Below are 10,828 nucleotides of genomic sequence, written 5' to 3' on the forward strand. Positions count from 1 at the left end.
TAAATAGACAGGAGGTATGGGAATGCTCGAAAATGCACGCCGATTATTACAAAATTATTTTGGATACGATTCCTTTCGAGAAGGACAAGAAACAATTATTAACTATGTGCTAAACAATCATTCAAGTCTTTGTGTTATGCCGACAGGGGGCGGGAAGTCACTTTGTTATCAAATCCCCTCTTTAATGTTAGATGGAACTACGATTGTCATTTCCCCACTAATTTCCCTTATGAAAGATCAAGTAGACACTTTAGTACAAGCTGGCATTTCAGCTACTTTCATCAATAGTACATTAACTGCAGAAGAAGTAAGAGAAACGATGGAAGAAGTGCAAAACGGACAGTACCGTTTATTATATATAGCACCCGAACGATTAGAATCTCAAAGCTTTTTAAATCAATTAAAACGCGTGAAAGTGCCATTAATCGCAGTCGATGAAGCTCATTGTATTTCTCAATGGGGCCATGATTTTAGACCGAGCTACCGTGCAATTCATCGATTAAAGGACGTATTTGAAAAAGAACCGGTAGTGCTTGCTTTAACTGCTACGGCAACGCCAGAGGTACGAGCAGATATATGTAGATTGCTTCAAATCGAAGAAGATAGCACCGTTATTACGGGTTTTGCTCGCTCAAATTTAACTTTTTCTGTCGTGCTCGGACAAGATAAAAATAAATTCCTAAAAGACTTTATTAAAAAGAATGCGCAAGAAGTTGGGATTATTTATGCAGCAACGCGAAAAACGGTAGACCAGCTATATGATTTATTAAATAAAGCCGGAGTACGCACAGCAAAATACCATGCAGGGCTTCCGGAAGCGTTCCGCAATAAAGAGCAAGAGCGATTCCTAACAGATGAAGCGCAAGTAATGGTAGCGACAAATGCTTTCGGAATGGGGATCGATAAATCGAATGTAAGATACGTGATTCATTATCAGCTTCCGAAAAATATGGAAAGTTATTATCAAGAAGCGGGTAGAGCTGGACGGGACGGGCTTCCAAGTGAATGTATCGTGTTATATGCATCTCAAGACGTACAAACACAACGGTTTTTAATCGATCAAGCTTTGGATCGTGAGCGAATACCTGGGGAGTTAGAGAAGTTGCAAGGAATGGTCGATTACTGTCATACAGAAAATTGTTTACAGCAGTTTATCGTGACCTATTTCGGAGAACCAGATGCGAAGGACTGCGGTCGATGTGCGAACTGTACGGATGACAGGGAAGTCCAAGACGTTACAAAGGAAGTACAAATGGTATTATCCTGTGTCGTGCGAATGGGACAAAAGTTTGGAAAAACGATTACAGCACAAGTTTTAACTGGTTCCCAAAACAAAAAAGTGCTTGATTTTGGTTTTACAAAGCTCTCTACTTATGGAATATTAAAAAATCGGTCTTTAAAAGAAGTATCGGGTTTAATGGAGTTTATGATTTCAGAAGGAATCCTATTAGTAAATCACGGTAGTTTACCTACGATATACGTTTCGGATAAAGGAAAGGATGTACTACTTGGGAAAAGACAGGTAATGCGTAAAGGAGTCGCGGTAACAAAACAAATCGCGAAAAGTGATCCGTTATTTGAAGTATTAAGAGTACTTCGGAAAAAACTTGCGGACGAAGCAGGTGTACCACCATTTGTTATTTTTTCTGACAAAACACTACAAGATATGTGTGTAAAGCGTCCGCAAACCGAAGAACAATTTTTAGAGGTGCACGGTGTAGGTGCAAATAAAAGAGATAAATACGGAAAATCCTTCCTTGAAGAAATTAACCGTTATACCACTGTATAATTTTTATGTGATACGACTGTTAAGTTAGAAGGAACATTGATCTTCTTCGCATCTTCTGTAGATATTTCAACAATAACTGAGTGTTCTAAAATTTTAAAAATAGTACCTTGTACTTCGTGATCATTACGAGAAAAAGAGATCTTCTCATCAATTTTCCGTGCTGCTACGAAGTCTGAAACTTCTTTTGGTTGTCTTTGGAAACTCATGTATCTGCCTCTATTCTAGTTTTTTTACGCAAATAGCGATACTTCTATTATAACATAAATAAACTATTAAAATATGAAGTGAGGATTATTAGATGTAATTGGTAGTAAGCCTCTGAAAAAGTCAGCGGATAACAAGGGTACTTTTTTGATTTCCAGAAATTATTGTATATGTTAGTGTTAAGAGATTGGTTTTGGGAGAGTACTCATGAGTTTATTCGAAACGCCATACTTATTGGAAGTAACAGAGGAGCAAATGAATGACGAAAGTTGTTCAATTTAAACTATCATGGGATGAATATTCAATTGCGAACAGGAGAAGAAATAAAAGAGCATAATACAAAAGAATAGGTTTTAATCATTGTCGGACATAATCGTTATAAAAATTGAGAAATAAGAGGAGACTATGCATAGTGCATTTTAACGAGCTAAAATTAGACGAAAAGATTTTACAAGCAATCGAACAATTAGGTTATACAGAGCCTACAGAAGTACAACAGAAAGTCATTCCTGTTGCGCTGAAAAAACAAGACATTTTGGTGAAATCGAAAACCGGTAGCGGAAAAACAGCAGCGTTTGCTACTCCTCTATGTGAACTGGTCGAGTGGGAAGAAAACAAACCACAAGCATTAGTATTAACGCCAACAAGAGAATTAGCAGTTCAAGTACAAGAAGACATCACGAATATCGGTCGTTATAAGCGCATAAAAGGACTTGCTCTTTACGGCAAGTCTCCATTTGCGAAACAAAAGCTAGCATTAAAGCAAAAAACACATATCGTCGTTGGAACACCAGGTCGTGTGCTAGATCATATCGAAAAAGGGACATTAGATGTGTCGAAAATTGAATATCTAGTTATTGATGAAGCAGATGAAATGCTGAATATGGGTTTTTTAGAGCAAGTTACATCAATCATTAAATTACTTCCGACAAAACGCACAACGATGTTATTTTCAGCTACTTTATCTGATGAGATAAAAAAGTTAAGTAGTAAGTATATGAAGCAACCCATCTCGATTGAAATCGACGTTGCAGAAGAAAATGCTCCGGATATTGAGCATGTGAAGTATGTAGTGCAGGAGGAACTTAAGCTTTCATTCCTCGAAAAACTGACGATTATCGAAAACCCTGACAGTTGCATCATCTTTTGTCGTACAAAAGAACGAGTGGAACAACTTGTAGATGTATTAGACGAAAAAGGATATACGGCAGATAAAATTCATGGTGGTATGATGCAGGAAGACCGTTTTGAAGTAATGGATGATTTTCGAAGAGGCGATTTCCGTTATTTAATTGCCACGGATGTTGCGGCTAGAGGAATTGATATTGAAGATATCACACATGTTGTTCATTATGATGTGCCACTTGAGCAAGAAAGTTATGTGCATAGAACAGGTCGAACAGGTCGTGCCGGTCGTAGCGGTAAATCGATCATGCTTGCAACCCCATATGAAGACAAATTTGTGAAAGAAATAGAAAGCTTTATTGGTTTCGAAATTCCCACTGGACCAGAGTTATCTGCTGAAGCAGTAGCAAAAAATCGTGCTGCATTTGATTTGAAGATGCAAGAACAACCAGAAATAAAAAAATCGAAAAGTGAGCAATTAAATGCCAATATTACTAAACTATATTTCAATGGTGGCAAGAAGAAAAAGCTCCGTGCGGTAGATTTCGTTGGGACAATAGCGAAAATAAACGGAGTATCCGCCGATGACATTGGGATTATTACAATTCAAGACAATGTAACCTATGTAGAAATACTAAACGGCAAAGGGCCGCTTGTATTAAAAACGATGCGAAACACAACCATTAAAGGCAAACAACTAAAAGTGCATATTGCCCATAAATAGAATAGTGCGCAACAATAAGCAGCCGCTCAAAATTCAACTTTAGGTAGTATTTTCTGTAAGTAAATTCTGATAAATGGCTAAGGGCAACCAACTAGTCCTTGTAAGCAACCATTTCTATTACGAGAGTAATCAAATCAACACGAAAGCAACCAAATTATATGTGAGAGCAATCAATTCCCGAAGTAAAAAGTTTACTTGCATGAGATGACGTCTTTTGCGCCTTGTTTAGCATATGCAACAGCAACCCATATAAACGAGCTTGGAGTTATCTAAACTCCAAGCTCGTTTTCAATAAATGTCCGATAGGATGCAAGTAAACCTTCTGGTAAGTTATTTCGATTATAGAATTGGAGACTCAGTGTTTCAATTCCGTCGGGAGAAAGATTCCCTTCATATTCCTTCGTTTTATAAACTGCTGTTACCGAATAAAACATATCGCCATTAGGATTTTCCATATAATATTCTGGACCCGAATATACATGACAAAGTGTTAGTCCTTCAATACGTAATCCCGTTTCCTCTAAAACTTCACGACGTGCAGTGTCCTCTAGGCTTTCTCCAAGCTCCATTAGCCCACCCGGTAAACCGTAAACCCCTAGTTCTCTTTCTTGCAATAGCACTTCCTCTTTGCTATTCAAAATAAGAACGACCGAACCCGGAAGTATTAGCGGACGATGGCCGACATACTTTCGAAGTTCCTTGTAATATTCCATACGTTTTATTCCTTTCAAAAGCAATATTCTATTATTAGTTTACAGGAAAAAATGGTAAGATACATAATAATGTGAAACCTCCGTCACAGGGATTCGTATATTCTATTATTGAGTAAAAAGTAAGGATGTGAGCGTTGATGACAAATAAGCGTTGGTTTCAAATAGGAGTAGCAATACTGCTGACATTATTAATCATTTTTCTATTTATAAAAGTGCAAAGTATTTTCTCTCCACTAGTCATTATTGGACAAACGATCTTTATGCCGTTATTGATAGGGGGAGTATTATTTTATTTAACAAGACCACTCTTAAAATGGTTAGAGTCTATAAAGTTTCCGAGATGGGCTAGTATACTGTCTGTGTTTGTAGTAATTGGATTGGTTGGATGGGGTTTTTACGGATTAGTTGGTCCCAAATTAACTACACAAGTAAATATGCTTGTAGAAAATACACCAGAGATTATATCGGAAGTTCAGCAGTTTTCGAAATATTTCACGGAAGACCAAGAGCGTTTTCCAGAATTTCTACAAAAGACCATAACAGAAGTGTCTGGTAAGGTCGATACTATTGCCTTAGGTGCTGGAACTCTATTTATCAAGTTTATCCAAAACGTATTCCAAGGAGTCTTCTTATTCGTCCTTGTGCCGTTTTTCCTTGTGTATATGTTGAAGGATCATGAAAAATTTGCTCCTTTTGTAGCCGGTTTCTTTAAAGGGGATAAGAAAACTTGGATACGTAAAACATTAGCTGATATTGATGATGTATTACGTTCCTATATTCAAGGTCAACTATTTGTCAGCTTTTTAGTTGGTGTTATGTTATTCATTGGTTATTTTGTTATAGGACTTAAATATGCATTGCTCCTTGCTGTATTCGGAATGATGATGAATGTGATTCCATTTTTAGGGCCTTATATTGCGCTTGTACCAGCACTTATTATCGCATTCTTACAAGAGCCAAAGATGGCGATTTATGTAGCGATTATTATGCTCGTTTCGCAGCAAATTGAAAGTAATCTTATTACGCCGAATGTAATGGGGAAATCATTAGATATTCATCCTTTGACCGTTATTACGATTATTTTGGCCGCGGGTAATATTGCAGGATTATGGGGAATCATTTTAGGGGTTCCGACATATGCAGTAATAAAAGCGATTTTGAAAAATATTTATGCACATCGTGAAGGAATAAAAGAAGCCGCAACGGAATCCGTTTAATTAGGTGAATCGATGACGTTTAGATCAAAACGAGATCGCACTTTTATAGGTTTTATTTCAGTAGCAATTATAATTATTGCACTGGCCACGCTTTTGCCGGCAATGTTTGAAATTTTTACACAAGTGCCTGATATGACTGCTGTTTGGATAACAATTGTACTATTTCTTTTATGTACAGGATTTATTGGATGGATTTCCTTTGACATCGAGTATACTTTTAAAGATGATTACCTATTTGTTCGAGGTGGACCATTTCGCAGTAAAATTCCATATGAGGATATAACAAAAGTAAAACCGACATCAAATATTCTCGCTGGATATCGCATTCTTTCTTCTAAGGATGCACTTGAAATTCATTATAAAAAGGCATTGACGGGAAGTGTCATTATATCACCTGAAAGGCAAGAAGTATTTTTACAGGTTTTAGTAGAAAAAGCACCACATATTCATTTGATGAAATGAGGGTTCTAGCTAATGGATAAAGACAATTTCAATAAACCAAGTAATGATTTAATCGGAGATATCCTAAGAAATTATGAAAAAACGGGTGGTATGGATAATTTAAAAGGGCAAGGAAAGCCATTACCAGACGAGTATTTTTCGGGTGACATATTTCAACATTTCCAAAAAATAGCGAAGGATGCGGGCTATAAACCCCATTGGTTAAAGCTCCAGCACGCGATTCGCGATGAATTAAAGGATATAGCCGAAAAGTATACGAATGGAAAAAAGGATGGTTTGCAGTTCCGAGTGACAAAGGTGAATGAAAAAATAATCGAATACAACAAATCCTGTCCACCTCCTATGCAAAAAGGTACCGTTCGCCTAGAAACTATTGAAGCAGCTAGTCAAAGATGGTAAAAGCAAAGTCCTCATTTTTATGGGAACTTTGTTTTTTTTTTTTCTATTGACGTGAACATATTTAATGATTAGGATGAAAATGAGTTAACTGAATCAGGTGAAATGTTTACTCATTTTGCGTAGAGGGGAAATAATATGAGAAATGAACGTTTAAAAATGATGATCGTGGCTGCATTATTTGCAGCAATCATAGCAGTTTCAGCACAGATAATAATTAATATTCCGCCAGTTCCATTTACGTTAATGACAATCGCAGTTATGTTAACCGCAACCATTTTGGGGACAAAATATGGTACACTCGCAGTCGCTGTGTATGTGTTGATGGGAGTTATCGGCATTCCCGTCTTTGCTGGGATGAAGGGTGGATTTGGTATTGTTTTAGGTCCAACTGGCGGCTATATTGTTGCGATTATTCCTGCTGCCTTATTTGTGGGCTGGTATTTAGAGAATTTTGGGCATACAAAAGTACACGCAATTATTGCGAATATGATTGCTGTTTTCATTATTTTACTTCTTGGATCCATTTGGTTAAAAGTAGCAGCTGATCTTCCATGGAACGGAGCATTTAAAGGTGGAATGATTCCGTTTATTTTGCCAGATTTAGTAAAAGCAATCGTGGCAGCAATTTTAGGCATTCTTATAAGAAATCGCTTAGTAACAGCGAAACTAATATAAATAAAAAGGCTTGCCTGAGGGGATTCAGGCAAGTTTTTATATTTTAGGGGTATCGTTCTTCGCTTAACGAACGATTTTTAGTGTGGTGGTGGTATTGCTCATCCTGCACTTGGATGTTAAGATCTTCTACTGAAATGGCATCTACGGTCTGCATGTCTTCATGCATATCGAACAAGCTTTCCTTAGTTGTTCGCACGCCATCTGGATTATCAAGAAAGCGTCCTTGTGCCTCTTTGCGGATTTTATCCTTCATTTTTTACAAGATTCAAAAGCATATGACTAAGAGCGTGCTGTTGCTCCTTGTCTCCACTTTTCCAAAGTTGTTGTAAAAGATGTTCTTCACGATTTCGTGGTTCTTCATGGTTTGCAAGGTAACCTGCTACCTTTTCAGTAGCTTTGGCTAATACTTCTTCGCTTAGTCCCAATTTTTCACCAGCGGCTACTTTGCCGGCTAAATATGATTTAAAGGTAGTAAAATTTTTGAGGATCTCTTCTTTTTCTTCCGTATTAATACTACTTAGCTTAGCATCGAGACGATCATCAATATTCATCGCCATTCACATACACTCCTTTCTCGTAGAATCATTTATAGTTATATCCAGAGAGGGAGCAATCATGCATATTTATTTTAGGAATTAAATGGACAAAAACCGCATTTTTGTAGTCCTGGTACATCCTTCGAAAAACAGCAAGTCGTACGAACTGGACTATTGATCAATTGTGCTGGACTCTTTCCTTTCAAATAGTTGGACAAAAAGGATTTTGAAGTAAAAGCAATCCAAATGGATTCATCTTGCATAATAGACCAATCTTGTTTTGCTTGATCTGCAATTGCTTCGTTATCGAAAAAAACGTAATAATGCCAAAGTAAGTAGCCAAAGACGTTTTCCCATAGTGTGAGAGGTGAGATGCTGCATGTTGCACGTAATTGTTGGATAATGGGATAACATTGTTGCTTCCATATAAGTTGAACATCCTCGGCACGATTTTCTCTCGTTTCGCGAAAATGTTCTTCTCGTATATATGTGCTAATTGTTTTATTTCCATACTCGGTTGTTGCAAAAAATGCTAAATCTTCTAATGGTCCATCCCAAATTTCATCGTACATCGTCATCATATAAAACTGCATGGAAATAAACATTCCAACTCTCCGCATGAAAAAAGAAGCGGCAATAGGACCAGTTGGAGCTTCAGAAATTAACTTAATAATGGATAGTGAACTATCTACATTTGTTGCATCGAAAAGTGGAGTTCCAGTTGGTTCCAAATACACACTATAATTATTCAATTGTTTGATTTGGTCATTCGATAAAGTTGTCATACTTATAGTATACAGATTATTATCAAAATTGTTGACTTTTTTAATGAAATTGATTATCATTATCATATAGAAGCTCACTCTTAGTGGGGAAGATTATTACCAGCGACTTTTCTCCAAAATTTGGCTGGATTTCGCACACTTAACCCCCCTCAGGCGATAAGATAGTGCATTCATATGCATCGGTGACCAAAACTGGTTGCCGATTTTTTTATGGGGTAGAAAATTATAATATGGATAGCTTTCTCTAAACTACATAAGGTATGCCATTTATTTTTATTAAGCGCATTATAAGGTTAATGCGTCGTAATGAAGTTACCGCTAGGATTTCCGCTGCAGGGCGGACGCTTTCCGCGGGGTGAGCGATGAGCCATCACCGACGCTACGCGTACGTTGTGATTGCTCATCTGTCTCACTCATCCCGCTGGAGTCGCCGCCCTTCCGCTCCAATCCACTAAAATTACTAGCTAATCAATTTCGAATTTTACAGTATATGGTTGAACGCGACAAAATCCACTGCAAACGCGACAAACTAGCCTTTGAACACGACAAAGACTACCCCGAGCACGACAAAAAGACCGCTCAACACGATAAACCCGAAGATCCTATCCTTACGACGCATTATCCCTATACTGCGTAAACAATCCTTTATAAGAAGAATTTTTTCACTAAATAAAATTATGTTTGAATAATTTTACATATAAATATAAACATAGGAAAATATATGTGAAGAACTTCACTAATACTTAAGTATTGACTTTAAAATATACACACTCTATAATTCTCAGAATATAGCGTTTATTAGATGTGCGCATCTAATTTTCATTATAGTAAAGGGGAATTTTTTAAAAATCTAGAGAATAGGTGAGTGAGAAGATGGATTTGAGAACACGTTCATTGAATTTGCACAGAGAGACTAAAGGAAAAATAGAGTTAGTAGCAAAGGTACCAATGGGAAGTATGGAGGATTTAAGTTTAGCCTATTCTCCAGGTGTAGCAGAACCTTGTATAGAGATAAAAAATGACCCTTCCACTATTTATGAATACACGGCAAAAGGCAATCTTGTCGGGGTGATAACGGATGGTACGGCTGTTTTAGGACTGGGGGATATTGGACCGGGAGCTGCTTTACCAGTAATGGAAGGGAAGGCAATTCTTTTAAAAAGATTTGCGAATGTCGATGCCTTTCCAATTTGTCTGGATACAAAAAACGTCGATGAAATTGTCCAAATCGTAAAAGCATTAAGTCCAACGTTTGGTGCAATCAATTTAGAAGATATTTCTGCACCACGTTGCTTTGAAATAGAAGATCGTCTTCGAGCAGAGCTAGATATCCCAGTATTTCACGATGACCAGCATGGAACAGCGATTGTAGTTGGAGCTGGACTTCAAAATGCAGTGAAACTTGTGAATAAACAAATACCAGCATTAAAAGTAGTAATAAACGGTGCGGGCGCGGCAGGAATGGCTATTTTACGCATATTACAACAGCTAGGCTACCGTGAAATTATTATGTGCGATTCTACAGGAATTATTTATGAAGGCCGAGAAGAGGGAATGAACTCGGTGAAAGCAATGATTGCAAGTAGTACGAATCCACATAATTTAAAAGGATCTTTACAAGATGCAATGGAAGGTGCAGACGTATTTATTGGTGTTTCTATAGCTAATCTTTTAACTAAAGATATGATTGATTTAATGAATAGTGACCCAATCATTTTTGCTTTAGCGAATCCAAACCCAGAGGTGGCATATGATTTAGCGAAAGAATGGGGAGTAAAGGTTATCGCAACTGGTCGTTCCGATCATCCAAACCAAGTAAATAATGTGTTAGCGTTCCCGGGTATTTTTAGAGGGGCACTAGACGTTAGAGCAACAGATATCAATGAAGAAATGAAACTAGCTGCTGTCCATGCAATTGCATCTCTTATTGAAGACCATGACATTGAAGAGGATTATATTATTCCAGATGCGTTTAATGAACAGGTTGTAGATGCTGTTGCGAAAGCGGTAAGTGAAGCAGCTATTCGATCAGGTGTTTCAACTTTGTTTCAACCTGCGTTGAATGAAGCGTAAGATTAAAAAACGTTCCGAGAGATAATCTCTATTGGACTAACCTAAAATAGTGAGACAATATAAAACACCTTCGGTAATGGTACACTTAAAACAAGTACTTAAATCGGAGGTGTTTTTGCATGGGCA

General features: G+C 37.3%; 12 protein-coding genes. 7 read left to right on the top strand and 5 right to left on the bottom strand.

Annotation, left to right across the window (positions count from 1 at the left end; all coding sequences use genetic code 11):
* The first annotated feature begins 22 nt into the window (after positions 1 to 22).
* Positions 23 to 1,789 (top strand): DNA helicase RecQ, encoded by a 1,767-nt coding sequence (recQ, locus tag ACIQYS_RS14870; RefSeq protein ID WP_402981573.1) that lies wholly within the window; start codon positions 23 to 25, stop codon positions 1,787 to 1,789.
* Here the strand turns inward: recQ and ACIQYS_RS14875 are convergent.
* Complete coding sequence (locus ACIQYS_RS14875) at positions 1,774 to 1,995, bottom strand: DUF2187 family protein (RefSeq protein ID WP_142538970.1); 222 nt, start codon at positions 1,993 to 1,995, stop codon at positions 1,774 to 1,776. The genes recQ and ACIQYS_RS14875 overlap by 16 nt on opposite strands.
* Positions 1,996 to 2,402: 407 nt before the next feature.
* Here ACIQYS_RS14875 and ACIQYS_RS14880 point away from each other — a divergent pair, with 407 nt between their 5' ends.
* On the top strand, positions 2,403 to 3,842 hold the full coding sequence (locus ACIQYS_RS14880) for a DEAD/DEAH box helicase (protein ID WP_402981612.1): 1,440 nt from the start codon (positions 2,403 to 2,405) through the stop codon (positions 3,840 to 3,842).
* 269 nt (positions 3,843 to 4,111) lie between these two features.
* Here the strand turns inward: ACIQYS_RS14880 and ACIQYS_RS14885 are convergent, their stop codons facing one another.
* Complete coding sequence (locus ACIQYS_RS14885; RefSeq protein ID WP_402981576.1) at positions 4,112 to 4,555, bottom strand: NUDIX hydrolase; 444 nt, start codon at positions 4,553 to 4,555, stop codon at positions 4,112 to 4,114.
* A 137-nt stretch (positions 4,556 to 4,692) separates the two neighbouring features.
* Here ACIQYS_RS14885 and ACIQYS_RS14890 point away from each other — a divergent pair, with 137 nt between their 5' ends.
* From ACIQYS_RS14890 to ACIQYS_RS14905, 4 genes are all read left to right on the top strand, one after another.
* Positions 4,693 to 5,772: an AI-2E family transporter gene (locus tag ACIQYS_RS14890; protein WP_402981579.1), complete on the top strand. Its 1,080-nt coding sequence runs from the start codon at positions 4,693 to 4,695 to the stop codon at positions 5,770 to 5,772.
* Between the two features lie 12 nt (positions 5,773 to 5,784).
* The gene (locus tag ACIQYS_RS14895) at positions 5,785 to 6,234 is read left to right on the top strand and encodes a PH domain-containing protein (protein WP_402981582.1); all 450 of its coding nucleotides are present in this window, start codon (positions 5,785 to 5,787) and stop codon (positions 6,232 to 6,234) included.
* 12 nt (positions 6,235 to 6,246) lie between these two features.
* Positions 6,247 to 6,633: a DnaJ family domain-containing protein gene (locus tag ACIQYS_RS14900; protein WP_402981585.1), complete on the top strand. Its 387-nt coding sequence runs from the start codon at positions 6,247 to 6,249 to the stop codon at positions 6,631 to 6,633.
* A 135-nt stretch (positions 6,634 to 6,768) separates the two neighbouring features.
* Positions 6,769 to 7,308 (top strand): biotin transporter BioY, encoded by a 540-nt coding sequence (locus ACIQYS_RS14905; RefSeq protein ID WP_402981588.1) that lies wholly within the window; start codon positions 6,769 to 6,771, stop codon positions 7,306 to 7,308.
* A gap of 43 nt (positions 7,309 to 7,351) precedes the next feature.
* On the opposite strand, the gene ACIQYS_RS14910 is transcribed toward ACIQYS_RS14905, so the two are convergent.
* The 3 genes from ACIQYS_RS14910 to ACIQYS_RS14920 form a co-directional block, all read right to left on the bottom strand.
* On the bottom strand, positions 7,352 to 7,561 hold the full coding sequence (locus ACIQYS_RS14910) for a hypothetical protein (RefSeq protein ID WP_402981591.1): 210 nt from the start codon (positions 7,559 to 7,561) through the stop codon (positions 7,352 to 7,354).
* On the bottom strand, positions 7,551 to 7,859 hold the full coding sequence (locus tag ACIQYS_RS14915; RefSeq protein WP_402981615.1) for a DUF3243 domain-containing protein: 309 nt from the start codon (positions 7,857 to 7,859) through the stop codon (positions 7,551 to 7,553). The genes ACIQYS_RS14910 and ACIQYS_RS14915 overlap by 11 nt, the downstream gene beginning before the upstream one ends.
* A 77-nt stretch (positions 7,860 to 7,936) precedes the next feature.
* Entirely contained in the window at positions 7,937 to 8,695 is a 759-nt protein-coding gene (locus tag ACIQYS_RS14920; protein WP_402981594.1) for a hypothetical protein, read from the bottom strand.
* Positions 8,696 to 9,502: 807 nt separating this feature from the next.
* Here ACIQYS_RS14920 and ACIQYS_RS14925 point away from each other — a divergent pair.
* The gene (locus ACIQYS_RS14925; protein WP_402981597.1) at positions 9,503 to 10,702 is read left to right on the top strand and encodes an NAD(P)-dependent malic enzyme; all 1,200 of its coding nucleotides are present in this window, start codon (positions 9,503 to 9,505) and stop codon (positions 10,700 to 10,702) included.
* Positions 10,703 to 10,828: the final 126 nt, after the last annotated feature.

The sequence above is a fragment of the Psychrobacillus sp. NPDC096426 genome (assembly GCF_044762745.1).
GTDB lineage: Bacteria > Bacillota > Bacilli > Bacillales_A > Planococcaceae > Psychrobacillus.

Excerpts from the sequence above, each read along its gene's own strand:
- recQ (WP_402981573.1), top strand. The coding sequence starts at position 23 with ATGCTCGAAAATGCACGCCGATTATTACAAAATTATTTTGGATACGAT.
- ACIQYS_RS14875 (WP_142538970.1), bottom strand. The coding sequence starts at position 1,995 with ATGAGTTTCCAAAGACAACCAAAAGAAGTTTCAGACTTCGTAGCAGCA.
- ACIQYS_RS14885 (WP_402981576.1), bottom strand. The coding sequence starts at position 4,555 with ATGGAATATTACAAGGAACTTCGAAAGTATGTCGGCCATCGTCCGCTA.
- ACIQYS_RS14890 (WP_402981579.1), top strand. The coding sequence starts at position 4,693 with ATGACAAATAAGCGTTGGTTTCAAATAGGAGTAGCAATACTGCTGACA.
- ACIQYS_RS14895 (WP_402981582.1), top strand. The coding sequence starts at position 5,785 with ATGACGTTTAGATCAAAACGAGATCGCACTTTTATAGGTTTTATTTCA.
- ACIQYS_RS14900 (WP_402981585.1), top strand. The coding sequence starts at position 6,247 with ATGGATAAAGACAATTTCAATAAACCAAGTAATGATTTAATCGGAGAT.
- ACIQYS_RS14905 (WP_402981588.1), top strand. The coding sequence starts at position 6,769 with ATGAGAAATGAACGTTTAAAAATGATGATCGTGGCTGCATTATTTGCA.
- ACIQYS_RS14910 (WP_402981591.1), bottom strand. The coding sequence starts at position 7,561 with ATGAAGGATAAAATCCGCAAAGAGGCACAAGGACGCTTTCTTGATAAT.
- ACIQYS_RS14915 (WP_402981615.1), bottom strand. The coding sequence starts at position 7,859 with ATGAATATTGATGATCGTCTCGATGCTAAGCTAAGTAGTATTAATACG.
- ACIQYS_RS14920 (WP_402981594.1), bottom strand. The coding sequence starts at position 8,695 with ATGATAATGATAATCAATTTCATTAAAAAAGTCAACAATTTTGATAAT.
- ACIQYS_RS14925 (WP_402981597.1), top strand. The coding sequence starts at position 9,503 with ATGGATTTGAGAACACGTTCATTGAATTTGCACAGAGAGACTAAAGGA.